Genomic DNA, 24,662 nt, shown 5'->3' with positions numbered 1-24,662 from the left:
TTTGCCTCTTGAACCTTACTAAATCGTTACAAGAGCCTGGGAGGGGGGATGCCTCATGACGTCAGCCTGATTGCGTTGCTCGCGGCCGGTTTCGGTCTCGCGATGATCTTCGGTTACCTTGCGTCGCTGCTGAAAATGCCGCCGCTCGTCGGCTATCTGCTCGCCGGTATCGTGATCGGCCCCGGCACGCCCGGTTTCGTCGGCGACCTGTCGCTCGCGCAGCAGCTTGCCGAAGTCGGCGTGATGCTGCTGATGTTCGGCGTCGGCCTGCATTTCTCGCTCGGCGATCTGCTCGCGGTGCGCAAGATCGCGCTGCCGGGGGCCATCGTCCAGATTACCGTCGCGACGCTGCTCGGCGGCGGGCTTGCGCTCACGTGGGGCTGGAGTCTTGGCGCGGCGCTCGTGTTCGGGCTCGCGCTGTCGGTCGCGAGCACGGTCGTGTTGCTGCGGGCGCTCGAGGGGCGCGGGCTCGTCGAGACGGTCAACGGGCGCATCGCGGTCGGCTGGCTCGTCGTCGAGGATCTCGTGATGGTGCTCGTGCTCGTGCTGCTGCCGCCTGTCGCCGGGTTGCTCGGCGGCACGCCGCCCGGCGACGCGCACACGGCCGGCGGCAGCGTGTGGGGCACGCTCGGCATCACGATGCTGAAGGTCGCCGCGTTCATCGTGCTGATGCTGGTGGTCGGCAAGCGCGTGTTCCCGCGCATCCTGTGGCTCGTCGCGCGCACCGGTTCGCGCGAGCTGTTCACGCTGTGCATGATCGCGGCAGCGGTCGGCATCGCGTTCGGCGCGGCGAAGCTGTTCGACGTGTCGTTCGCGCTCGGCGCGTTTTTCGCCGGGATGATGATGCGCGAGTCGGAGTTCAGCCGGCGCGCGGCCGACGAGACGCTGCCGCTGCGCGACGCGTTCTCGGTGCTGTTCTTCATTTCGGTCGGGATGCTGTTCGACCCGACAGTGCTGCTCACCGAGCCGCTGCACGTGATCGAGGTCGCGGCGATCGTGCTGATCGGCAAGACGCTCGCGGCGGTCGCGCTCGTGATTGCGTTCCGTTACCCGCTGAACACCGCGCTGACGGTCGGCGCGGGCCTCGCGCAGATCGGCGAGTTCTCGTTCATCCTCGCGGGCCTCGGCCGGGCGCTCGGTTTGCTGTCGGCCGAGGGGCAGAGCCTGATTCTCGCGGTTGCGCTGATCTCGATTGCGATGAACACGCTGCTGTTCGCGATGATCGATCCGGCGCTCGCCTGGATTCGCAAGCATTCGGCGTTCGCGCGCAAGCTCGAGGCACGCGACGATCCGCTCGCCGCGCTGCCGATGTCGACGCCGCAGACGCACCTGACCGGTCAGGTCGTGATCGTCGGCTACGGCAAGGTTGGCACGCGCATCGCGCATGCGCTGGACGAGCGCGGGATCGCCTATGTCGTCGTCGAGCAGAACCGCGAGCTCGTCGAGAAGCTGCGCGCGGACGGCGTCGCGGCCGTGTCCGGCGACGCGATCGAGCCGGTCGTGCTCGTGCAGGCGCATATCGCGCGTGCGGGGATGCTGGTCGTCACGCTGCCGGACGTGTTCGACGTGCGGCAGATCGTCGAGATCTCGCGCACGCTGAACCCGACGCTGGAGGTGGTGCTCTGCACGAACAGTGGCGACGAGGCCGACTTGCTGGCGAGCGAGGGCGTCGGCACCGTGTTCATGGGCGAGAGCGAACTTGCGCGCGGGATGACCGAGCATGTGCTCGGGCGGATGGTGAAGCCGGTGGCGGCTGCGCATTGATGGTGGCGCGTGCGCGTATTCGACGGGCCTGTCACACGCCCGGCCGCGTTCGCGCGGGTAGCGGGATCGCGCCGGCTGTCGGGACTGCGCCGGCTGTCGGGATCGCGCCGGCTGTCGGGATTGAGCCGGCCGTCGGGACTGCGCCGGCCGTCGGGATTGAGCCGGCCGTCGGGACTGCGCCGGCCGTCGGGATTGAGCCGGCCGTCGGGACTGCGCCGGCCGTCGGGATCGCGCCGGTCGTCGGCACGGCGACAGAGCGCATGAGCGGCATTCGACGCGGCGACTAGCGGACGCATTCGCCGGCAGCCACGCCCAGTCTCACCCGGCGGGTTTCAGCCCGCCGCCTTCACCTGTACGGTCGCGCCGGATTGCGCGGCCGTCTTCACCGGCGTCGCCGCCTTCTGCGCGGCCGCCGTCTTCGGCTGCGCCGCTGCCTTCGGCGCCGCGCCCGGCTTCTGCGGGGCCGCGCCCCTGGCCGGCGCGTTCGGCGTCGGCTCGACCGGTGCATCGGGCGGCACGCCGAGCAACTGCAGCGCGCCGCTCGTGACCGACGAAAACACCGGGCCGGCCACCGTGCCGCCGTAATAGCCCTTGCCGCGCGGCTCGTCGATCATCACTGCGACGATCAGGCGCGGGTTGCTCATCGGCGCCATCCCCGCGAACAGTGCGCGGTACTTGCCCTTTGCATAGGTCGCGCCGACCTGCTTGCGCGCCGTGCCCGTCTTGCCGCCGATCCGGTAGCCGTCCACACGCGCGCGGCGCCCCGTGCCGCCTTCGCCGACCGCCGACTCGAGCATCGCGCGGATCGCCGCCGCGGTTTGCGGCGACGTCACGCGGTGCCCGCGACGGGAATCCATCGTCAGCGGGTCGGTGCCGCTCTTCAGCAGCGACACCGGGTGCAGCGTGCCGTCGCCCGCATAGGCGGTGTAGGTCTGCGCGATCTGCAGCAGCGACATCGACAGCCCGTAGCCGTACGCCATCGTCGCCTGCTCGATCGGCCGCCAGCGCTTGTAGCCGCGCAGGCGGCCCGACGCGACGCCCGGGAACGTCAGCTCCGGCGCGCGGCCGATCCCGTATTCCTGGTACTTGTTCCAGATCGTTTCGGCGGGCAGGTTCAGCGCCAGCTTGGCGAGCGCGACGTTGCTCGACTTCTGCAGCGCTTCCGATACGGTCAGTGAGCCGTGGTTCGACGTGTCGTGGATCACGGCCGGGCCGATCTTGTAGGTGCCCGGCGACGTGTTGATGATCGTGTTCGGCGTGACCTTGCGCTCGTCGATCGACAGCGCGACGACGAGCGGCTTGATCGTCGAGCCGGGCTCGAACGTGTCGATCACCGCGCGGTTGCGCAACTGCTGGCCGGTCAGCCGGAAGCGATCGTTCGGATCGAAGGTCGGGTAGTTCGAGAGGGCGAGGATTTCGCCGTTCTGCGCGTCGAGCACGACGACGCTGCCGGCCACCGCGTTGTTCTCGAGCACCGCGGCCTTGAGCTGGCTGAACGCGAGCTGCTGGATGCGCCGGTCGATCGTCAGTTCGATCGTCGCGCCGTGTTGCGCGGGGACGAGCGGACGCGTGTCGGACACGATGCGCCCGAGCCGGTCGCGGATCACCTCGCGCTGCCCGGACGTCCCCGACAGCCGCGCGTTCGCCGCGAGTTCGACGCCTTCCTGGCCCTTGTCCTCGACGTTGGTGAAGCCGACCACGTGCGCGGCCGACTCGCCTTCCGGATAGAAGCGCTTCGAATCGGCGATCTGCGTGATGCCGTCGATCGCGAGCTTGTCGAGCCGGCCCGCGGTATCGGCGTCGACCTGCCGCTTCAGCAGCACGAACGTACGGTCGTTGCGCAGGCGGCGTTTTATTTCCGCGAGCGGCATGTCGAGCAGCTTCGCGAGCTGCGGATAGTCGATGTCGGCAACCTGTTTCGGGTTCGCCCAGATTTCATAGGTCGACAGGCTGACCGCGAGCATCGCGCCGTTGCGATCGACGATGCGGCCGCGCATCGCGTCGAGCTCGATCGTGCGCTGGTAGCGCTTCTGGCCTTGCCCGACATAGAAATCCTGGTTCGCGACCTGCACCCAGAACGCGCGTCCGATCAGCGCGGCGAATCCGAGGGACACCATGATCACGACCAGTTTCGAGCGCCACATCGGCAGGCGCGACGCGAGCATCGGATGCTTGGTCGCGGCGGCGTACGGATCGGCGGGGTGGGTCTTCTTTTTCACGCTCATGCAAGGGCCGGGTCGGGCCGCCGGACGGCGGCAAGTCAGTCTGAATAATGCGATTGTAATAAAGGAGTAAACATTGTGTGGGGAAAGTATGTTTCGGCCCCGGAAAAGAGGCGCAGCGGGAGCGGGGGACTAGGAGGAAAGCGGAGGAAGTCCGGGAGGGCGGCGCGGCGCCAACCGGGGAAAAATCGACGGCGCTCGTTTCGATTATCCGACCCCGATTAATTTCGAGACGACAAAATAAAAATCGCCTCGAAGCGAGGCGATTTTATTTCTGAATATCGAAATGAATATCGTGGAAACCGGAATAAACCCGAAAACCGCAGAGGATTGCCGTCGGAAATATCTAGCGCGCGACGGAAGTAAATTCGTGGTTTTCCGAGTCCACCTTGGAGCGATCGACCGCCTGCAGGCGCCACGCGCCCGCGGGGTGTTCGCCGGCGAGCACCGCCGGCCCCTGCTCGCGCTGCGTTGCACTGGAGGACAGGCCCTTCAACTGGCACACGGCCTTCCCGCCGTCCGCCGGGCAGAGGGCCATGGCACCCTCCACGTCCCGAACCTTGCCCCAGGTCGGAAGATCGATGCCCTGGTGTGCCTCGCGCGACCACAGCCCCTCGTCGGTATCGACCCACAGCACTGCGAACGCGTGTCGGGTTGCCGATTCGCTGCCATTAATGCGAATAGTGAGGCGCATTGGATCGTCTCCTGAAGAAAAAGACACATTTGACCGTTTGGGTTTGACCAGTCTAGATAGACTGTGGTGAAACGCAAGTGATAATCCTCAATAAATCCCGATTAATTTTATTGGCGTTTGCAGATGGAACGACGTCTGACGATTCGTCGGGATCCGACGTCGCGCACACACGGAGGCCACAGCGTGAACCGCGCGCCGTGACCGGCCGATGGCGTACCGCGGACATGCGATGACTCGGGGGAAGTCCCGGTCGAAGCCGCGCGCCGAAGCGAGGGCCGACGGCGCCCCGGGCCAACCGGCCGTGCACGCGCCGCGAATGCCGACCGACCGGACGTTTTAACGATCCGGCGCCCAGCCGCCACGACACACTCCGACATTCGCATACAAATCCGCACACTTTCACGAAACTTTCGGGACAGACATGCGGGCGATCGGGCCCCACACTGCGAGTTTCCCGATCCTGCGCCGTGGACGCCCGTCCGTGGTGAGCTGCCGAGACGCGATCGACCCGATCGCGGGCCGCAGCGCGATCGGGACCGCCGGGGCGAGCGTCGGCCCCGGCCCGGCCGAGCGCCGCAGGCGACCTCGCCATCCGGGGCAGCCGCGCTGTCCGGCCGACTCTTCGAAGGAGACTATCGTGCTGATCTGGAAAACCGCGTTGTCGCTCAACTGGCGCACGAGCCTCGTGTCGCCGGCCAGCGCACCGGTCGCGGCGGCCAACGTCGGACACCTGGTGCTCACCGGCGCCACCGGCTTCATCGGCAGCACCGTGCTGACGGCGCTCGTCAATGCAGGATTGCTCGAACGGATCGTGTGCGTCGTGCGCGCCGAGAATCGCGGCCATGCGGTCGCGCGTCTGCGCGAAGCGGCGCTGCGCGCGGGGCTCGCGCCGTACTGGGCGTCGCGTCTGGGTGATGCGAACGTGGTCGTCGGCGCGCTCGGCGACGTCTGGCAGGGCGCCGACGCGCCGCGTCTCGCCGGCGCGACGCACGTGATCCACTGCGCGGGCCATGCATCGCCGGCCGACGGCGCGCACCTGCAGGCGGACATCGCCGACTCGCTGGGCTTCGCCGCTCGCTTCGCGCACACGCCGCGGCTGCAGCGTTTCGTATATGTCGGCACCGCGTATGCGCATGCGGGCCGCGGCGGGATCGTGCATGAGGACGCGACGGGCCTGGCGGCGAGCGGCGCGGTGCAAGGCGGAGACGGGCTGCCGGGCGCGGTGCTCGCGGCGGACTACCTGCACGCGAAGGCGCAAACGGAACAGCGCCTGCGCGAACTCGGGCTGCCGCTGGTCGTCGTGCGTCCGTCGCACGTCGTCGGTCACACGGTGCTCGGCACGCGTCCGGCGCCGAATTCGTTCTGGATGTTCCGCGTCGCACACGCGGCGCGCCGCTTCACCGCGCGGCCGATGACGCGCATCGACATCGTGGCGGTCGACGACGTCGCGCGTGCGACGATGCTGCTGGCCGTGAAACCGACGCTGATGCACGACGTGTACCACGTGTCGGCCGGCGACGACGCGCCGCAGGTCGCGCAGATCGTGCGCGCGATGGACGAGGCGGCCGGCATGACGGGCGCGCCGCGCTACGCGGCTTGCGCGCCGGCCGAACTGCCGCTCGTGGTGCGTGACGTGCTCGGGCGATCCGATCCGGCGCTCGAGCGCGTGATCGGCCGGGCGTTGCAGCGTTGCGCGGAATTCGCGACGGTCGATCGCGTATTCGACAACCGCCGCGTGCGCGACGAAATCGATTTCGAGCCGCTGCCGTTCATCGATTACGTCGAGGAATGCATGCGCACGTCGCGCGGCGTCGCGGTGACCGAGCTGATGCGCGGCGCGTTGCACTGACCGCCCGCGCGACGCCGGGCCTGCCGGTTCAGGTTCGCCGCCGCTCGCGGCGGCCCGGTGACGGCAGGCGCTACGACGCGTTGCCGAGCTCGATCAGCCGATCGAGCGCACGGTACACGTCGTCGAGGCCGTCCTGGCCGAAACGCGCTTCGAGCTGACGGTACTGCTCGTCGATGCGCGGACCGATTTCGGTCACCAGTTTCCTGCTTTGCGGCGTCAGGCTCACCAGCAGCCGGCGCTGATCCTCCTGCGCGCGCGTGCGCGTAATCAGGCCGTCGCGTTCCATCCGTTCCAGCACGCCCGTCAGACTCGGGCTCAGGATGCAGCAGCGGCGCGCGATCTGTCCCGCTTCGAGCGCATGCGTCGGCTCGCCGTCGAGCACGCGGATGATCCGCCATTGCTGTTCGGTCAGCGCGAATTCCTTGAGAATGGGGCGGAACAGGCCCATCAGCGTTTCGCGGGCCTCGAGCAGCAGCATGGCCAGGTTGCGATGGTCGAGCGTACGGTTCATCGGGGTGGGGAATGGACGGGGACGCATCAATCTTAACAGCCGATGGTGACGAATTTCGTGAATCAGGGTAATCGAGGTTGTCAGCGCACGATTGTTTACTTAAGATGTTAAGTATTGACGATGCGCCGCGACGCGCGGCAGGGGAATGACGCATGGAGCTGTCTTGCAGGACCGCCGCGGCGCCGCCGCTGCCGGTCGCCATCGGTACCGTCTACGGCGCGCTGCTCAACGAGCGCGCGGCATTCGACGCGCTCGGCGACGCCGTGCACGCGCCGCCTTACGGCCGCCCGCCCGAGGCGCCGATCCTGTACATCAAGCCGGCCAACACACACGCGGCGGACGGCGCGGCCGTCGTGGTGCCGGCCGGCGTCGATGCGCTGGAGATCGGCGCGTCGGTGGCGGTCGTGTTCTCGCGGCGCGCGACGCGCGTGCCGGCCGCGCAGGCGCTCGACTACGTGCACGGGTTCACGCTTGCGAGCGACGTGTCGGTGCCGCATCCCGATTACTACCGTCCCGCCGTGCGCTTCAAGTGCCGCGACGGCTTTTGCCCGCTGGGTCCGGTGATCGCGCCGGCGGCGGCGCTTGCCGACGTCGACGCGATCGGCCTGACCGTGCGGATCGACGGCGACACCGCGGTGTCCGCTTCGACGGCCACGCTGATTCGCTCGGTGCGCGAACTGATCGCCGACGTGACGGCCTTCATGTCGTTCGACGCGGGCGACGTGCTGCTGCTCGGCGTCGCGGGCGGCGCACCGCGCGCCCGCGCGGGCAGCACGATCGAGATTACGGCCGCCGGCATCGGCACGTTGCGGCATACGCTGATTGCGGAGGACGCACGATGAAGACGGCACGCGTGATCTACAACGGCGCGCTGCATGCGGCCGAGCCGGCCGGCGACGGCGCGATCCGCCTCGACACGGGGCGCGTGCTGGCCGAGGACGACGTGACGTGGCTGCCGCCCGTCGCGCCGCGCACGACGTTCGCGCTCGGTCTGAACTACGCGGACCACGCGAAGGAACTCGCGTTCAACGCGCCGAGCGAGCCGTTGATCTTCCTGAAGGGGCCGAACACGTTCATCGGCCATCGGTCGCGCACCGTGCGCCCGACGGATGCGACGCACATGCACTACGAGTGCGAGCTGGCCGTCGTGATCGGCCGTCCGGCGCGCAACGTGAGCCGCGCGCAGGCGATCGACTACGTCGCCGGCTACACGGTCGCGAACGACTACGCGATCCGCGACTATCTCGAGAACTACTACCGCCCGAACCTGCGCGTGAAGAACCGCGACACCTGCACGCCGCTCGGCCCGTGGTTCGTCAGCCGCGACGAGATCGGCGAGGCGGGCGACCTGATGCTGCGCACGACGGTCAACGGCCAGGAGACGCAGCGCGGCAGCACGCGCGACATGATCTTCGACGTGCCGGCGCTGATCGAGCACATCAGCAGCTTCATGACGCTCTCGCCGGGCGACCTGATCCTGACCGGCACGCCGGAAGGGCTCGCGGACACGAAGCCGGGCGACGAGGTCGTGACCGAAATCGAAGGGATCGGCCGGCTCGTGAACACGATCGTCGGCGAAGCAGACTACTATCGCGCCGGGTGAGCCCGTCGCCCAAGGAGAGCAGATGACCATCAAGCACTGGATCGACGGCCGCGAAGTCGAGAGCCGCGAGACCTTCACGACGCTGAACCCCGCGACGGGCGACGTGATCACCGACGTCGCGTCGGCCGGCGAGGCCGAAGTCGACGCGGCCGTGCGCGCGGCGAAGGCAGCGTTCCCCAAGTGGGCGAACACGCCCGCGAAGGAGCGCGCGAAGCTGATGCGCAAGCTCGGCGAGCTGATCGAGAAGAACGTGCCGATGCTCGCCGCGCTCGAGACGCAGGACACCGGCCTGCCGATCGCGCAGACGAGCAAGCAGCTGATTCCGCGCGCGTCCGAGAACTTCAACTTCTTCGCGGAAGTGTGCGTGCAGATGAACGGCCGTACCTATCCGGTCGACGACCAGATGCTGAACTACACGCTGTACCAGCCGGTCGGCGTATGCGCGCTGGTGTCGCCGTGGAACGTGCCGTTCATGACCGCGACGTGGAAGACGGCGCCGTGTCTCGCGCTCGGCAACACGGCCGTGCTCAAGATGTCGGAGCTGTCGCCGTTGACGGCCGACCAGCTCGGCCGGCTCGCGCTCGAAGCCGGCATTCCACCGGGCGTACTGAACGTCGTGCAGGGTTACGGCGCGACCGCCGGCGATGCGCTGGTGCGCCATCCGGACGTGCGTGCGGTGTCATTCACGGGCGGCACGGTCACCGGCAAGCGCATCATGGAACGCGCGGGCCTGAAGAAGTATTCGATGGAGCTCGGCGGCAAGTCGCCGGTGCTGATCTTCGACGATGCCGATTTCGATCGCGCGCTCGACGCGTCGTTGTTCACGATCTTCTCGATCAACGGCGAGCGTTGTACGGCGGGATCGCGGATATTCGTACAGCGAACGATCTACGATCGTTTCGTGCAGGAATTCGCGCGGCGCGCGAACAACCTGGTGGTCGGCGACCCGTCCGATCCGGGCACGCAGCTCGGCGCGATGATCACGCGTCAGCACTGGGAGAAGGTGACCGGCTACATCCGGATCGGCGAGCAGGAGGGCGCGCGCATCGTCGCGGGCGGCGCGGACAAGCCGGCGGGCCTCGCGAGCCATCTGCGCAACGGCAACTTCGTGCGGCCGACCGTGTTCGCGGACGTCGACAACCGGATGCGCATCGCGCAGGAAGAGATCTTCGGGCCGGTCGCGTGCCTGATCCCGTTCGACGACGAGGAAGAAGGGCTGCGGCTCGCGAACGATACCGCCTACGGGCTCGCGTCGTACATCTGGACCCAGGACGTCGGCAAGGTGCATCGTCTCGCGCGCGGCATCGAGGCCGGGATGGTGTTCGTGAACAGCCAGAACGTGCGCGACCTGCGCCAGCCGTTCGGCGGCGTGAAGGAGTCGGGCACCGGGCGCGAGGGCGGCGAGTACAGCTTCGAGGTGTTCGCGGAAATCAAGAACGTCTGCATCTCGATGGGTTCGCATCACATTCCCCGCTGGGGCGTGTAACGGCGCGGGTCGTCGCGCCGCAAGAACGAACGATACGGAGACTCAACGATGGGCAAACTGTCCCTCGCCGCGAAGGTCACGCACGTGCCGTCGATGTACCTGTCGGAGTTGCCCGGCAAACATCACGGCTGCCGCGATGCGGCGATCCGCGGTCATCGGCTGATCGGCGAGCGCTGCCGCGCGCTCGGCGTCGACACGATCGTCGTGTCGGACGTGCACTGGCTCGTCAACGCCGGCTACCACGTGAACTGCAATGCGAGGTTCGCGGGCACCTATACCAGCAACGAGCTGCCGCATTTCATCCGCGACATGCAGTACGCGTATCCGGGCAACCCGGCGCTCGGCCGGTTGATCGCCGAGACGGCCAGCGCACGCGGGATCGCGACGCGCGCGCACGAGATCGACAGCCTCGAACTCGAATACGGCACACTCGTGCCGATGCGCTACATGAACGCCGACCAGCACTTCAAGGTCGTGTCGATCGCCGGCTGGTGCATGTGGCATCAGCTCGACGAGAGCCGCCGCTTCGGCGAGGCGTTGCTCGAAGCGATCGAGAAGAGCGACTCGAACGTCGCGTTCCTCGCGAGCGGCTCGTTGTCGCATCGCTTCAACGACAACGGCAGCCCCGAGGAATCGATCCACCAGATCAGCCGCGAATTCTTCCGGCAGGTCGACCTGCGGGTGGTCGAGCTGTGGAAGCAGGGCGATTTCAAGACCTTCTGCGCGATGCTGCCCGAGTACAACGTGCATTGCCACGGCGAAGGCGGCATGCACGACACGGCGATGCTGCTCGGCCTGCTCGGCTGGGATCGCTACGACAAGCCCGTCGAGATCGTCACCGACTATTTCGCGAGCTCGGGCACCGGGCAGATCAACGCGATCTTCCCGCTCGCCTGAGCGCCGCATCACCTGACCGGAGCGTTGCCATGCCACACATCGTCGTCGAATACACCGCGAACATCCGCGACGACGCGCGCATCCCCACGCTGCTGCGCACGATCAACGCAACGCTGATCGCGCAGGGCGGCGTGTTCCCGACGGGCGGCATCCGCTCGCGCGCGATCGAGCTGCAGGATTACTGCGTCGCCGACGGCACCGGGGACGACGCGTTCGTCCACGTGACGCTGAAGATCGGCTCGGGCCGCAGCGACGAGACCAAGAAGGCCGCGTGCGACGCGCTGTTCGACGCGATCAAGGTGCATTTCGCAGAGCTGTACGCGAAGCGCTATCTGGCGCTGTCGATGGAGCTGACCGAGTTCAGCGAAAGCGGCTCGTACAAGCACAACAACATTCACGCCCGCTACGAGCGGGCCGACTGAACCCATCCCCGATCCGACCATGCTCGAACCCGCCCTCATCGACCAGCTCGCCCGGCGTCTGAACGACGCGGAGCGCGAGCGCACGCAGATCCGCCAGATCTCGCTCGACCATCCCGACATCACGATCGACGACGCGTATGCGATCCAGCGCGCGTGGGTGGCCATGAAGCTCGCGGAAGGCCGCACGCTCAAGGGGCACAAGATCGGCCTCACGTCGAAGGCGATGCAGAACACGTCGCAGATCGACGAGCCCGATTACGGCGCGCTGCTCGACGACATGTTCTTCGACGACGGCGGCACGATCCCGACCGCGCGCTTCATCGTGCCGCGCGTCGAGGTCGAGCTCGCGTTCGTGCTCGGCAAGCGGCTCACAGGCCCGAACTGCACGATCTTCGACGTGTATGACGCGGTCGATTACGTGGTGCCCGCGCTCGAGATCATCGATGCGCGTAGCCAGTCGATCGATCCCGATACGAAGCGGCCGCGCAAGGTGTTCGACACGATCGCCGACAACGCGGCGAACGCGGGCGTCGTGATCGGCGGGCGGCCCGTGCGGCCGCAGGACGTCGACCTGCGCTGGGTCGCGGCGATCATGTCGCGCAACGGCGTGGTCGAGGAAACGGGCGTCGCGGCCGGCGTGCTGAATCATCCGGCCAATGGCGTCGCGTGGCTGGCGAACCGGCTGTCGCGATTCGACGTCGCGCTGGAACCGGGACAGATCGTGCTCGGCGGCTCGTTCACGCGGCCGTGCGCGGCGCGCCAGGGCGACACGTTCAGCGTCGACTACGGCCCGCTCGGAACGATCCAGTGCTACTTCGAGTGAGGTGAGCGAGCGATGCAGATTCCGTCCAATGTCTTCAAGGCCGCGCTCGCGCGCGGCGACGCGCAGCTCGGGCTGTGGCTCGGTCTCGCGAATCCATACAGCGCCGAAGTCGTCGCGGGCGCCGGTTTCGACTGGCTGCTGATCGACGGCGAACATGCGCCGAACACGGTGCCGACGATCCTCGCGCAGTTGCAGGCGATCGCGCCGTATCCGTCGCATCCTGTCGTGCGCGTGCCGTGGAACGACCCGGTGATCGTCAAGCAGGTGCTCGATCTCGGCGCGCAGACACTGCTCGTGCCGATGGTGCAGAGCGCGGACGAAGCGCGCGCGGCGGTGGCCGCGACGCGTTATCCGCCGCACGGGATTCGCGGCGTGGGCAGTGCGCTCGCGCGCGCGTCGCGGTGGAATCGCGTCGGCGATTACCTGCACCGCGCGAACGACGAGATGGCCGTGCTCGTGCAGGTCGAGACGCGCGCGGGGCTCGAAGCGATCGATGCGATTGCGCGGGTCGACGGCGTGGACGGCGTGTTCATCGGGCCGGCCGACCTGGCGGCCGATCTCGGGCATCTCGGCAATCCGGGGCACCCGGACGTGCAGGCCGCGATCGACGGCGCGATCCGCACGATCAAGGCGGCCGGCAACGCGCCGGGCATTCTGAGCGCGGATGAGGCGGCGGCGCGGCGGTATCTGGAAGCGGGGGCGCTGTTCGTCGCGGTCGGTGTGGATACGACGCTGCTGGCGAGGAGTGCGCAGGCGCTGGCGGCGCGGTTCAAGGAGAAGGGTGAGGCCGTGAAGGCGGGCGACGGGACGTATTGACGAAGCCGCGGCGAGCTGACCGACGCGATGCTCGACGCCGCACGTCACTTGCAATGAGCGCGGCGCGCGCCGCCTCGCACGAGAACGGTAGATCGTCGCATGACGAATACCTGCCCGTCTGTCGCACACGGTGCGCGTCATTCGAGCATAGAGCCCCTTAACCCGCTCGCCGTCCCGCTTCCATATACTTTCCCGGCGTCGTCCCCATCGCCCGCCGGAACATGTCGATGAACGCGCTCACGTTGTCGTAGCCGAGATCGAGCGCGATCGTCGTAACCGGCACACCATCGGCGATTTTCTCCAGCGCCCGCAGCAGCCTTGCCTGCTGACGCCATTGCGCGAACGTCAGCCCCGTCTCGGCGACGAAGCGCCGGCTCATCGTCCGCGCGCCGATGCCGGCCCAGTCGGCCCATTCCTCCAGCCGCCGGTTGTCCGCGAGATCCATGGCAAGCGCATCCGTGATCTTCATCAGCCGCGGGTCCTGCGGGCGAACCAGTCCCAGCGCTTCGGCCTTCGACGACACGATTTCATCGAGGATCACGTCGGCGATCCGCGCTTGCGCGGCATCCAGTTCCGAATCGCCCCAACTCGCCGCGCGTTGCACGGCCTCGCGCAACAGCGGCGTCGTGCGGATCGCGCGCGGCGTGTCGGGCAATGCCGCGCAGCGCGCTTCGGCGACGAACGCCGACCAGCCGGAAATAGGCCCGAACGAGTGCAGCGAATGCCGGCAATACGGCGGAATCCAGATTGCGTGAATCGCCGGCACGACCCACTCCTGATCGTCGAGGCCGATCGTCACCAGCCCGCTCTGCGCGCCGACCAGCTGGCCGCGCGCATGCGCGTGCGGCGGGGTCACGCGCGGGTCGCGCTGCGTCAGCACGGCGGCGACGACGAACGGGCCGTCATCGGACGTGACGAGGTGGGCAGGCAGCAGGGGATCGGACATGGCGGGATTTCCGTATCGAATGGCTTTTATACCGGAGATCGGCCCGTATTGCACGCCTACACTGCCTCCATCGACCACCACTGGAGGACTGCACGATGCGAGCCGAACACCTTCTCCCCGACTACGCCGACCGAATCGAGGCCGGCGGAACGACGATCCGCAAGGGCACCGTCGGCGCGTTCCTGGCGAACGCGCGTGTGCTGACCGATCCGCACGCGGCGCCCGCCGACCGCTCGCGCGCGGAAGCCGACACGATCGACGCGTTGCCCGCGCTGCGCGCGCTCGGCCTGTTCGACGTGCTGGAAGTGCGCGATCCCGCGCTGCGTGCGTGGCTCGCCGCGCAATGACGCCCGCTCGAGCAGTCGATCGAGCACGCCGTTTCAAGGAGACAGCATGAAAGCAGCAGTCGTGACGGGCGCGGGCGAAAGCCCGGTCTATATGGAATTCGAAGCGCCGCACGCGAGGCCGGGCCACCGTGCGGTCGCCATGACGGCATCCGCGTTGAGCCGGCTCGCGCAGGGGCGCGCGTCGGGCACGCATTATTCGTCGGGAAGCGGCTATCCGTTCGTCGTCGGCGTCGACGGCGTGGGCCGGCTCGACGACGGGCAGCGCGTCTATATTTTCGGCGCCCCCGCGCCGTTCGGCACGATGGCCGAGCGCACGATCGTGCCCGACGCCCAGTGCGTGCCGTTGCCGGACGGGCTCGACGACATCACGGCCGCGGCGATCGCGATTCCCGGGATGTCGTCGTGGGCGGCGCTGATCGAACGCGCGCGCTTCGCGGCGGGCGAGACGGTGCTCGTCAACGGTGCGACGGGAACGTCGGGGCGGCTCGCGGTGCGGATCGCCAGGCATCTCGGCGCCGCGAAAGTGATTGCGACGGGCCGCAACGCGGTTGCGCTGGAGGCATTGCTGAGTGCCGGCGCGGACGCCGTCGTGTCGCTGCAGCAGGACGATGCGGATCTGGCGCGTGCGCTCGAACCGCATTTCCGCGCGGGGGTGGACGTCGTGCTCGACTATCTGTGGGGCGCCAGCGCGCACGCGTTGCTGATCACGGCTGCGAGGGCGGCGCCCGATGGCCGGCGGCTGCGCTTCGTGCAGATCGGCTCGATCGGTGGTGCGGACGTGCTGTTGCCGGGGGCCGTGCTGCGGGCGACGGCGATCGAACTGATGGGCAGCGGCCTCGGCAGCGTGTCGCCGGCGGGGTTGCTGGCGGCCGTGCGCGGCGTGTTCGCCGCGGCCGGGCCTGCACGGTTGACGATCGACACGCGGGCGGTACCGCTGTCGGCGGTCGGCGAACACTGGAACGATACGAACAGTCTCGTGCGCCCGGTGTTCACGATGCGCGACGGTGCGTGATCGGCATCGCCTCGCATCGTCTCGCATCGCAGGGCGGAGGCGGGCGATGATGCCTGCCTCCGCCCGCGCCGTCAGAACCGCTGCTGAATCCCCGCCGTCACGCCCACCTGCGTGGTGCCATACCCATTGAAATCGCGCGACACACCGACCTTCTGCCCATGCTGCGCGATCGCGAACGCGCCGGCCGCATACAGCACCGTGCGCTTCGACAGTGCGTAGTTCGCCCGCACCGACACCAGCGTCGGATCCGCATCCGTGCCGCCCTTGATGTTCTGGTGATAGACGGCCGCGATCAGCGAGAACGTCGGCGTGAACTGGTACGACCCGCCGACCCAATACATGTCGCTCAGCAGGTTCGCGGCGCTCGTGTGATACGTGCGCCGATAGTTGCGATAGCCGGCCATCGTCTTCAGGTCGCCGAAGTCGTAGCTCAGGCCCGCGTGGATGCCCTGGATATAGTTGACGGTATCGGCCGGCGTGACGCTGTCGGCCGCGCCGTTCTGCCGGTCGAACGTGACCACCGCCGCGAACGGGCCGGCGTCGTAGCCGAGCGCGAAGTCGTACTTCGAGCTGGTCTTCACGCTGCCCGGCACGTTGCCGAAGCCGTACAGCGCGCCGAACTTGAAGCCGCCGAATTCGCCGTCGTAGCGCACGGCGTTCGACGAACGCGTGAACAGGCCGTCCTTGCGGCCGCCGGTCGCCATCGACGACGTTGCCCACGAGTAATTCTGCGCGTAACCCATCGGGTCGAACGGCAGCATGTAGTCGTAGGTGACGGTGAAGTTGCGGCCGAGCGACACTTCGCCCCACTTGCCTTTCAGGCCGACCGTCGCGCGGCGCGCGAAGATCGAGTCGGGGCCGTCGTCGGACGCGCCGTTCGCGAGATCGATCCCGCTTTCGAGGCGGAACACGGCCTTCAGCCCGCCGCCGAGATCCTCGGTGCCGCGCAAGCCCCAGCGCGACGTGTTCTTGTTGCCGGATTTCAGCTTGAACGAATTGCCGCCGTCCGGCGCCGCATGGTTCGCGTATTCGATGCCGGCATCCATGATCCCGTACATCGTGACCGACGACTGCGCGTGCGCGGCGCCTGCCGCGAGGCCGGCGACCGCAGCCGAACCGGTAACGATAGCAGTGCGAATCGAACGTTCTGCGCGTGACTTCATTGACGGTGTCTCCTTGTTTGTTGTGGGTTGGGTGAAACGGATTGGGGTGAAACGGATTCGCAGGGATACGCGGCGCGCGACACGCCACGGCGGACGCCGCGAAGCGTCCGCCGATCCTGAGTCGAAACGGGATGCGCGCTGGAATGCTGGCGCGGCGGCGCGCAGGCCGTCGCGCCCCGGGGTCAGCCCGCTTTCGCGAACGCCCAGCAGTCGTTGGCCGGAAATTCGATCCAGTGCGTGCCGGCCGCGCGCGGCACGTGGCCGAATGCGCGCAGGCGCATCTCACCGCAATGGAACAGGTATTCCCAGCGGTCGCCGAGATACATCGACGTGACGAGGTCGGCCTGCAGCCGGTTCGCGCCCGGGCCGTCGGCGACCTGCACGCGTTCGAGGCGAATCACGGCCTGCGCGTCCTGGCCCGGTGTGAACGTATCGCGGGCGAGCGCCTGCAGCTCCCAGCCGTCGCCGGCGAGCGTCACGCGTTCGCCGTCGACGGCCGCCACGCGTGCGTCGATGCGGTTGTTGCTGCCCATGAATTCGGCCGTGTACAGCGAGCGCGGCGCGCCGTACAGCTCGGCCGGCGTGCCTTCCTGCTCGATGCGCCCGTTGCGCAGCAGCAGGATGCGGTCGGACATCGCCATCGCTTCGGTCTGGTCGTGCGTCACGCAGAGCGCCGACAGCCCGAGCGACACGATCAGCTCGCGCAGCCATGCACGCGCTTCTTCACGCAGCTTCGCGTCGAGGTTCGACAGCGGCTCGTCGAGCAGGATCACCGGCGGGTTGTAGACGAGCGCGCGCGCAATCGCGACACGCTGCTGCTGGCCGCCCGACAACTGGTGCGGAAAGCGTTCGGCGAGATGGCCGAGGCCGAGCTGGTCGAGCGCGGCCTGCACGCGGCGCTTCTGTTCGGCCGGCACCACGCGGCGCAGCTTGAGCCCGTAGCCGACGTTGTCGGCGACCGTGCGGTGCGGCCACAGCGCATACGACTGGAACACGAGGCCGAGCGAACGCTGTTCGACGGGCAGATCGACGCGCCGCGCGCCGTCGAAGAACACGCGGTCGTCGAGCTGGATGCGCCCGTCGGATGGCTGTTCGAGGCCGGCCACCGCACGCAGCAGCGTGGTCTTGCCGCTGCCCGACGCGCCGAGCAGGCACACGACTTCGCCCGCGTTCAGTTCGAACGACACGCCCTTGAGGATCGGGTTGGCGCCGTAGCTGAGATGCAGGTCGTCGACGATGAGCTTATCCACGAAGTTTCACTCCGAAGCGCAGGGCCACGCCGAGACCGGCGCCGACCATCGCGATGTTGATGACAGAGAGCGCGGCGACCTGGTCGACGGCGCCGGTCGCCCACAGCGACACGAGCAGCGCGCCGATCACTTCGGTGCCGGGCGACAGCAGATAGACGGCGGTCGAGTATTCGCGCTCGAAGATCATGAAGATCAGGAGCCACGCGGCGAGCAGGCCGAAGCGCACGAGCGGCAGCGTCACGTCGAGCGACACGCGGCTGCGCGTGGCGCCGACGCTGCGGCCGGCTTCCTCGAGCTCCGGGCCGACCTGCAGCAGCGCGCTCTGGATCAGGCGCATCCCGTATGCGAGCCACACGACCGTGTACGCGATCCAGATGCTCCACATCGAGTTCTTCAGCTCGCGCAGGCCCGGGACGAACAGGAAGATCCACAGGAACGCGAGACCGGCGAGCAGGCCCGGCACCGCGCGCGGCAGCAGCACGAGGTAGTCGAGCAGCTTCGTCGCCCAGTCGTTGCGGCGATGGCCGGCGAACGCGACGAGCGAGTAGAAGCCGATCGCGAGCGCGCCGCCGATCACGCCGATGCCGAGCGTGTTGAGCATGGCGCGCACGAGGTTGTCCTGTTCGAACAGCTCGACGAAGTTCGCCAGCGTCAGCACTTCGGCGAGCGCGACGCCTTCGCCCCAGTTGGTCACGAACGCGCGCAGCACGATGCCCGAGATCGGCACGATCACGGTCAGCATCAGCCACAGTGCGACGATCGCGAGCGCGACCCAGCGCCACACGCCGAGCGGCAGCACCGTCGAGCGGCCGGCCTTGCCCTTCACGGTGACGAAGCGGTTCGCCGTCTTCAGCAGGCGGCGCTGCAGCAGCACGAGCGGGAACGTGATCGCGACGATGCACACCGCGACCGCGGCCATCAGGTGATACGACGGCACGCCGAGCTTGTTGGTCAGCTTGTACAGGTAGGTCGCGAGCACGAGGTGGCCTTCCGGATCGCCGAGCACGAGCGGCAGCCCGAACACCTCGAAGCCGAGGAAGAACACCAGCACGCCGGCGAACAGCAGCGCGGGCATCGTCATCGGCAGGCTCACGTCGAGCGCGACGCGGAACGGGCGGGCACCCGACACGCGCGCCGCTTCCTCGACGTCCGAGCCGAGGTTGCGCAGCGCGGCCGACGAGTACAGGTACACGTGCGGCACGTGCGTGAGGCCGACGATCACCGTGATCGCGAAGATCGAATAGATGTTCCAGGGCACGTTCTGCACCCCGAACAATTCCTTGAACCACACCGAGTAGAAACCGACCGGGCCGGCGGCGACCACGTAGCCGAACGCGAGCACCATCGGCGACACGAACACCGGCGTGAGCAGCAGCGGTTCGAGCCAGCGGCGGCCGGGCAGGTCGGTACGGACCATCAGGAACGCGAGGATGCCGCCGAGCGGGATCGAGATGAACAGCATGCCGCCGGCGATGATGAACGAGTTCTTCACGGCCAACCAGAAGTCCGGATCGGTGAAGATGAAGCGGAAGCCTTCGACGCCGAGCGTCTTGTTCGCGTCGAAGAACGGCGCGGACAGCAGGCTCTGGAACAGGATGAAGCCGAGCGGCAGCGCGACCGCGACGGTCAGCACAGCGACGACGATCCAGCGCAGCATGCCGGCGAGCGGCTGCAGGCCGCTGGCCCGCAGCGCGGGAATCGCATCGTCCTGGCCGGTGGAGGGCGGAACGGCCGGCGCCGGTCCGCGTGTGCTGGTTGAAAGCATGAGTTCACCCCTGCGGCCATCCGGATGGCCGCCTCTAGGAAGTCGGTAAGGGGAAGGGGCCGCCCGCGCGCGGTGCGGCGGGCGGCCCGAGGTCAGCGGATCAGCGCTTGATCGCCTGCTGCCATTGCTTCAGGAACGCGAGCCGCTTCGACTGGTCGAGGTAGACGAGCAGGCCGGTGCCGATCGGGATCGGCTTCAGCGAATCGCCGAGTTCCTTCGTGAGGCTCGCGGCCGACGTTTCGCCGCTCACGTCCGTGCGGATCGCGTACAGGTCCACCTGGTTCGCGATCACCGTCTGGCCGCGCTTGGACAGCAGGTAGTCGACCCACAGCTTCGCGGCATTCGGGTTCTTCGCCTTCTTCGAGATCGTCGCGAGGCGGCTCACGACCTGTGTGTAGTCCTTCGGAAACACGTAGCCGATCGACTTGTCCTTCTTCGCCTTCGAGTACGCATACGAGCCGATGATGTTGTAGCCGATCAGGTTCTCGCCCGACGAAATCCGCTCCATCATCGCGCCGGTGCTCGACTGCAGTTTCGGGCCGGTGGCGCCGATCGCCTTCACGAGTTCCCACGTGACCTTCTCGTTCACGTGCGCGTCCTGCGTCAGGTAGTTGAAGCCGACCCCCGACTTCTCGATGTCGTAGGTCGTGACCTTGCCCTTGAACTTGTCGGCTTGCGTGGTGAGCAGCTTGATGAGGTCGGCGCGGGTTTTCGGCACCTCGTTCTCGGGGATCAGGCGCTTGTTGTAGACGATCGCGAGCGGCTCGAACGTCGTGCCGTACGCCTGCTTCTGGTATTGCGCCCATTGCGGCACGTTCGGGCTTTCGGGCGAATCGTACGACGCCATCAGGCCGTCGTTGACGAGCTTGACCTGCAGGTCCATCGCGGAGCTCCACAGCACGTCGGCGCTGGTGCTGCTGGCCGCGTTCTCGCTGATGTAGCGGTTGTACAGCTCCGTGCTGTTCATGTCGTTGTACTCGACCTTCACGCCGTACAGGCTTTCGAAGTCCTTGATCAGCGGGCGCACGAGGCCCGTGTCGGTCGTCGAGTAGACGATCAGTTTTCCTTCCTTCTTCGCGGCGTCGACGACACCCTGGTAGTTACCCGGATATCCGGCCGGAACCTGTGCGACGGCAGCGCCGGCGGCGGTGCCCAGGACGATCGCCAGCGCGGCGGCGAGCTGTTTCGGTGCAAACGGCATGTCTTCCTCCAGTTGTGCGTGTGTATTGTTCGAGTGACGCGGATGTTAAGTGCGACGCACTTTCAGCCCGCTTTCATTTCGGTTCACAATAGCGTCCTTTGTGTTATGGATTTCCCGAGGTCCCCATGCGTGTGCTGCTCGTCGAAGACAACCCGAACCTGGCCCAGTCGCTGAACGACGCGCTGACCGCCGCGCGCTTCGCGGTCGATCACATGGCGGACGGGGAGGCGGCGGATCACGTGCTGCGCACGCAGGACTACGCGCTGGTGATCCTCGATCTCGGGCTGCCGAAGCTCGACGGGCTCGAGGTGCTGCGGCGGCTGCGCGCGCGCCGCAACCCGGTGCCCGTGCTGATCCTCACCGCGCACGGCTCGGTCGAGGACCGCGTGAAGGGGCTCGATCTCGGGGCCGACGACTATCTGGCGAAACCGTTCGAGCTGACCGAGCTGGAAGCGCGCGCCCGCGCGCTGATCCGGCGCAGCCTCGGCCACGAGCATTCGCGGGTCGAATGCGGGCCGCTTTCGTATGACAGTATCGACCGGAGCTTCCATCTCGCCGGCGAACCGCTGTCGCTCACGCCGCGCGAGCGCTCGGTGCTGGAAGTGCTGATCCTGCGCAACGGCCGCGCGATCAACAAGGAGACGCTGTCGGAGAAGATCTTCGGGCTCGACGAGTCGGTGAACGCGGATGCGATCGAGATCTACGTGTACCGGCTGCGCAAGAAGCTGGAGAACACCGGCGTCGCGATCGTCACGCTGCGCGGGCTCGGTTACTTGCTCGAAGCGAAGGCCGTGGAATGATCCGCCCGAACCTGCGCACGCAGGTCGCGCTGTGGCTGCTGCTGCCGCTGCTCGGGCTGCTCGCGCTCGACTCGTGGCTCACGTACCAGCGCGCGATGAGCGCCGCGCACGTCGCGTTCGACCGCACGCTGTCGTCGTCGCTGAAGTTGATCCGCGAAGGCGTGCGCCTCCATGAAGGCGAGATCGAGGTCGACCTGCCGTATCTCGCGCTCGAGATGTTCGAATCGGGCGACGGCGGCAAGATCTACTACCTGATCCGCGCGGACAACGGCCACACGATCACCGGCTATCCGGACCTGCCGCTGCCGCAGGGCGACGGCGCGCTGTTCGTCACGCGCTACTACGACGTCGTGTATCGCGGCGACCAGTTGCGCATGGCGGCGCTGCGCGTGCCGGTGCACGACGTGCCGACCGCGCAGACGCGCATCGTCTGGGTGATGGTCGGCGAGACGATCGAGGCGCGCCAGGCGCTCGCGCGCGAGATCCTGGTGGGCTCGCTGCTGCAGGAGGGGCTGCTCGTCGTGCTCGCGCTCGGGATCGTGTGGCTCGGCGTCGGGCGCGGGTTGCGGCCGCTGAACCGGCTGTCGGCGACGGTGGCCGCGCGCAGCGACGGCGATCCGACGCCGCTCGACACCGGCGGCATGCCGAGCGAACTCGCGCCGCTCGTCGAGTCGATCAACCAGTACATCGGCCGCACGCAGCGGATGCAGGTCGCGCGGCGGCGCTTTTTCGCGGACGCGGCCCATCAGCTGAAGACGCCGCTCGCGGCCGTGCAGGCGGGCGTCGAGCTGGCGTTGCGACCGGCCGAGCAGCCGCGCGTGAACGTGCATCTGCGGCGCGTGAACGGCGCGGTGCGGCAGGCCGTGAAGATCGTCCAGCAGCTGCTGTCGCTGTCGCGGCTCGATTCGGACAGCGGCCAGGCGGTCGCGCACCAGCCGGTCGCGCTGCATCGGCTCGCGCGCAGCGTGACGCTCGACTGGTCGCCCGTCGCGCGTTCGCGCGACATCGACCTCGGTTTCGAGCACGAGGCCGATGTCGACGTGCTCGGCCAACCGGACCTGCTCGGCGAAATGATCGGCAACCTGATCGACAACGCGATCCGCTACTCGGGCGACCGCGCGGTGATCACGGTGCGCGTGTCGCGCGACGGCGAGCATGCGCGGCTCGACGTGATCGATAACGGGCCGGGCATTCCGGCCAGCGAGCGCGACGCGGTGTTCGAACGCTTCCATCGCGGCAGCAAGACGCAGACGGTCGAGGGCACGGGGCTCGGGTTGTCGATCGTGCGGGAGATCGCGCGCGTGCATCAGGGCAGCGTGACGCTGGCCGATGCGCACGGCGGCGGGTTGGTGGTCACGGTGCGGCTGCCGGCGGCGAGCCATCGTTAGAGACGGGTTCAAGCCGAGTGGTGGCCGTTCCAGCCGAGTGGCGGGCGGCGCGGCACTCACGGCTTCAGCAGCAGCTTGCCGATCGACTTGCGGCTTTCCATGTCGGCATGCGCTTGCGCCGCGTCCGCCAGCGGATATTCGCCGCCGATCCGGACCTTGAGCCGGCCTTCCGCGATCCAGTCGAACAGCTGCGCCGAATGCGCGCGGAGCAGTTCGGGCGTGTGGATATGATCGAAGAAGGTCGTATAGCCGATCTTGATGCTCCTCGGCAGGCTCATGAGGTCGATCGGCCCCGGCCCGCCGAGCACCGGACCGTACCAGCAGAAGGTGCCCGAGCGGCGCAGCACGTCGAGCGATCCCTGAAAGGTCTTCGGCCCGGAGCCGTCGTAGACGACGTGCACGCCTTCGCCCTTGGTCAGTCGCAATGCCTTCGCGGCGAACCGGCCGCCGGTATCGACGATCACATGATCCGCGCCCGCTTCCGTGGCCGCGGCGACCTTGTCTTCGGACGAAACGCGACCGAGCACATGGCCGCCTCGCAGCTTGATGATCTGCGTCAACAGCAGGCCCAGGCCACCGGCAGCCGCGTGGACGAAAGCGACGTCGCCCGGCTGCACGGGATAGAAATCGGTCGCGAAATGGCTCGCGGTGAGACCCTGCATCATCACGGCGGCGGCCGTGCGATCGTCGATCGTGTCCGGAACCGGCACCAGCGACGTGGCGGGGATCGCGATCTGCTCCGCATAGCTGCCGGGCGCGTAGACCCACGCGACGCGCTGGCCGGGTTCGATGCCCTCGACGTCGTCGCCGACCGCCAGGACCCGGCCCGCGCCTTCGACGCCAAGAATCTTCGGGTTGGGCCACCCGGTCCACGCCATGCCCTGTCGCACGCCGATGTCCATGAAGTTGACGCCCGCGAAGGCGATCTCGACCAGCGCCTCGCCCGTACGCGCCACCGGGGCGGGCCGCTCGACCTGCTCAAGCATGTCGCGGCCGCCGATGCCGTTCATCACAATGGCTTTCATGATTTACCTCGTTATTGAATGATCGTTCATTAATTTGCCAAAAAAAATCTACCGCAGCGCCCGCAGCGTCATGTCGGCCAACGCGGTCAGGGTCGCGTGGTCGGCGCCGCCGCGACCGGCCACGCGGATGCCGGTGATGTTCGCGATCAGGAACTTGGCGGTCGCTTCGGGGACGAGGCCGGCGGCCACGTCGCCTTCGCGCTGCGCATCGCGGACCCGGGCCGCGATCGCGGCGATCAGGCTGTGGGCCAGCACCGCGTGGATCTCCGCGAGCTCGGGGCGGGACGCGCCGAATTCGTAGACCGAAATCGTGCCAAGACAGGGCTGGGCGGCCGTTTCGACCACGCGGCGAAGCAACGCGTCGATCCCGTCGATCGCGCGTGCGCCGCTGCGCAGCGCGTCGAAGTGCGCAGCGCATTCGCCCATCCCGTAGCGGCGCACGGCCGACAGATAAAGCTGCCATTTGTCGCCAAAGGCCGCGTAGAGGCTCTGCCGCCCGATGCCCATCGCGCTGACGAGCATCTGGGCCGAGCTGCCCTCGAACCCATGCTCGCTGAAAACGGCGATCGCGCCATCCAGCGCTGCGTCCGTGTCGAATTCCCTTGGTCTTGCCATGAGCGGACTATATCAATTCAGGAACAATCGTTCAATAAAATTGTGAATGGAGCGCCGAAGGCT

Annotated in this window: 23 protein-coding genes; 13 read left to right on the top strand and 10 right to left on the bottom strand. The window is 67.7% G+C overall.

The window, feature by feature from the left end; translation table 11 throughout:
• Positions 1–48 precede the first annotated feature (48 nt).
• Positions 49–1,764, top strand: a complete 1,716-nt coding sequence (locus ABIC50_RS25285; protein WP_354167621.1) for a cation:proton antiporter domain-containing protein — start codon at positions 49–51, stop codon at positions 1,762–1,764.
• Positions 1,765–2,096: 332 nt separating this feature from the next.
• Here the strand turns inward: ABIC50_RS25285 and ABIC50_RS25280 are convergent, their stop codons facing one another.
• Both ABIC50_RS25280 and ABIC50_RS25275 read right to left on the bottom strand, forming a co-directional pair.
• Positions 2,097–3,989 (bottom strand): peptidoglycan D,D-transpeptidase FtsI family protein, encoded by a 1,893-nt coding sequence (locus ABIC50_RS25280; protein ID WP_126225289.1) that lies wholly within the window; start codon positions 3,987–3,989, stop codon positions 2,097–2,099.
• A gap of 343 nt (positions 3,990–4,332) precedes the next feature.
• Positions 4,333–4,680, bottom strand: a complete 348-nt coding sequence (locus tag ABIC50_RS25275) for a DUF3564 family protein (RefSeq protein WP_105832750.1) — start codon at positions 4,678–4,680, stop codon at positions 4,333–4,335.
• 637 nt (positions 4,681–5,317) lie between these two features.
• On the opposite strand from ABIC50_RS25275, the gene ABIC50_RS25270 reads away from it, so the two are divergent.
• Positions 5,318–6,529: an SDR family oxidoreductase gene (locus ABIC50_RS25270; RefSeq protein ID WP_175662876.1), complete on the top strand. Its 1,212-nt coding sequence runs from the start codon at positions 5,318–5,320 to the stop codon at positions 6,527–6,529.
• A 70-nt stretch (positions 6,530–6,599) separates the two neighbouring features.
• Here ABIC50_RS25270 and hpaR read toward each other — a convergent pair whose 3' ends face one another.
• Entirely contained in the window at positions 6,600–7,040 is a 441-nt protein-coding gene (gene hpaR, locus ABIC50_RS25265; protein ID WP_012365929.1) for a homoprotocatechuate degradation operon regulator HpaR, read from the bottom strand.
• 152 nt (positions 7,041–7,192) lie between these two features.
• Here hpaR and ABIC50_RS25260 point away from each other — a divergent pair, with 152 nt between their 5' ends.
• The 7 genes from ABIC50_RS25260 to hpaI are packed head-to-tail and all read left to right on the top strand — an operon-like array spanning position 7,193 to position 13,087.
• Positions 7,193–7,882, top strand: a complete 690-nt coding sequence (locus ABIC50_RS25260) for a fumarylacetoacetate hydrolase family protein (RefSeq protein ID WP_354167618.1) — start codon at positions 7,193–7,195, stop codon at positions 7,880–7,882.
• Entirely contained in the window at positions 7,879–8,643 is a 765-nt protein-coding gene (locus ABIC50_RS25255; protein ID WP_354167615.1) for a fumarylacetoacetate hydrolase family protein, read from the top strand. Before ABIC50_RS25260 ends, ABIC50_RS25255 begins: the two co-directional genes overlap by 4 nt.
• A 22-nt stretch (positions 8,644–8,665) precedes the next feature.
• Complete coding sequence (hpaE, locus tag ABIC50_RS25250; RefSeq protein ID WP_354167612.1) at positions 8,666–10,129, top strand: 5-carboxymethyl-2-hydroxymuconate semialdehyde dehydrogenase; 1,464 nt, start codon at positions 8,666–8,668, stop codon at positions 10,127–10,129.
• Between the two features lie 48 nt (positions 10,130–10,177).
• A complete protein-coding gene (gene hpaD / locus ABIC50_RS25245; RefSeq protein ID WP_012365933.1) occupies positions 10,178–11,026 on the top strand; it encodes a 3,4-dihydroxyphenylacetate 2,3-dioxygenase in 849 nt (282 codons plus the stop codon).
• Positions 11,027–11,055: 29 nt separating this feature from the next.
• A complete protein-coding gene (locus tag ABIC50_RS25240) occupies positions 11,056–11,448 on the top strand; it encodes a 5-carboxymethyl-2-hydroxymuconate Delta-isomerase (protein ID WP_354167609.1) in 393 nt (130 codons plus the stop codon).
• Between the two features lie 19 nt (positions 11,449–11,467).
• Positions 11,468–12,271, top strand: coding sequence for a 2-oxo-hept-4-ene-1,7-dioate hydratase (hpaH, locus tag ABIC50_RS25235; RefSeq protein WP_175676984.1), 804 nt, complete (start codon positions 11,468–11,470; stop codon positions 12,269–12,271).
• A gap of 12 nt (positions 12,272–12,283) precedes the next feature.
• On the top strand, positions 12,284–13,087 hold the full coding sequence (gene hpaI, locus ABIC50_RS25230; RefSeq protein WP_354167606.1) for a 4-hydroxy-2-oxoheptanedioate aldolase: 804 nt from the start codon (positions 12,284–12,286) through the stop codon (positions 13,085–13,087).
• Between the two features lie 157 nt (positions 13,088–13,244).
• Here the strand turns inward: hpaI and ABIC50_RS25225 are convergent, their stop codons facing one another.
• Complete coding sequence (locus tag ABIC50_RS25225; RefSeq protein ID WP_354167816.1) at positions 13,245–14,033, bottom strand: AraC family transcriptional regulator; 789 nt, start codon at positions 14,031–14,033, stop codon at positions 13,245–13,247.
• A 95-nt stretch (positions 14,034–14,128) separates the two neighbouring features.
• Here ABIC50_RS25225 and ABIC50_RS25220 point away from each other — a divergent pair, with 95 nt between their 5' ends.
• The gene (locus ABIC50_RS25220; RefSeq protein WP_354167603.1) at positions 14,129–14,380 is read left to right on the top strand and encodes a hypothetical protein; all 252 of its coding nucleotides are present in this window, start codon (positions 14,129–14,131) and stop codon (positions 14,378–14,380) included.
• Positions 14,381–14,426: 46 nt separating this feature from the next.
• Positions 14,427–15,392 (top strand): quinone oxidoreductase family protein, encoded by a 966-nt coding sequence (locus ABIC50_RS25215; RefSeq protein WP_354167601.1) that lies wholly within the window; start codon positions 14,427–14,429, stop codon positions 15,390–15,392.
• A 71-nt stretch (positions 15,393–15,463) separates the two neighbouring features.
• Here ABIC50_RS25215 and ABIC50_RS25210 read toward each other — a convergent pair whose 3' ends face one another.
• From ABIC50_RS25210 to ABIC50_RS25195, 4 genes are all read right to left on the bottom strand, one after another.
• A complete protein-coding gene (locus ABIC50_RS25210) occupies positions 15,464–16,555 on the bottom strand; it encodes a porin (protein WP_354167598.1) in 1,092 nt (363 codons plus the stop codon).
• Between the two features lie 182 nt (positions 16,556–16,737).
• Positions 16,738–17,805, bottom strand: a complete 1,068-nt coding sequence (locus ABIC50_RS25205) for an ABC transporter ATP-binding protein (protein ID WP_354167595.1) — start codon at positions 17,803–17,805, stop codon at positions 16,738–16,740.
• Positions 17,798–19,570, bottom strand: coding sequence for an ABC transporter permease (locus tag ABIC50_RS25200; protein ID WP_354167592.1), 1,773 nt, complete (start codon positions 19,568–19,570; stop codon positions 17,798–17,800). The genes ABIC50_RS25205 and ABIC50_RS25200 overlap by 8 nt, the downstream gene beginning before the upstream one ends.
• Before the next feature lie 100 nt (positions 19,571–19,670).
• On the bottom strand, positions 19,671–20,771 hold the full coding sequence (locus ABIC50_RS25195) for an ABC transporter substrate-binding protein (RefSeq protein ID WP_012365943.1): 1,101 nt from the start codon (positions 20,769–20,771) through the stop codon (positions 19,671–19,673).
• Between the two features lie 125 nt (positions 20,772–20,896).
• On the opposite strand from ABIC50_RS25195, the gene ABIC50_RS25190 reads away from it, so the two are divergent.
• Positions 20,897–21,571 carry a response regulator gene (locus ABIC50_RS25190; protein ID WP_105832763.1) on the top strand — a complete coding sequence of 225 codons (675 nt, stop codon included), beginning with the start codon at positions 20,897–20,899 and terminating at the stop codon, positions 21,569–21,571.
• A complete protein-coding gene (locus ABIC50_RS25185) occupies positions 21,568–22,959 on the top strand; it encodes a sensor histidine kinase (protein ID WP_165753005.1) in 1,392 nt (463 codons plus the stop codon). The genes ABIC50_RS25190 and ABIC50_RS25185 overlap by 4 nt, the downstream gene beginning before the upstream one ends.
• Before the next feature lie 56 nt (positions 22,960–23,015).
• Here ABIC50_RS25185 and ABIC50_RS25180 read toward each other — a convergent pair whose 3' ends face one another.
• Positions 23,016–23,984 (bottom strand): quinone oxidoreductase family protein, encoded by a 969-nt coding sequence (locus ABIC50_RS25180; protein WP_354167590.1) that lies wholly within the window; start codon positions 23,982–23,984, stop codon positions 23,016–23,018.
• Positions 23,985–24,032: 48 nt separating this feature from the next.
• Positions 24,033–24,599 carry a TetR/AcrR family transcriptional regulator gene (locus ABIC50_RS25175; protein ID WP_105832766.1) on the bottom strand — a complete coding sequence of 189 codons (567 nt, stop codon included), beginning with the start codon at positions 24,597–24,599 and terminating at the stop codon, positions 24,033–24,035.
• Positions 24,600–24,662: the final 63 nt, after the last annotated feature.

Source organism: Burkholderia sp. 567 (genome assembly GCF_040545115.1).
In the GTDB taxonomy this organism is placed as follows: Bacteria; Pseudomonadota; Gammaproteobacteria; order Burkholderiales; family Burkholderiaceae; genus Burkholderia; species Burkholderia ambifaria.
Note: the sequence above shows the minus strand (reverse complement) of the source record. Positions and strands in the feature narration are given on the sequence as shown.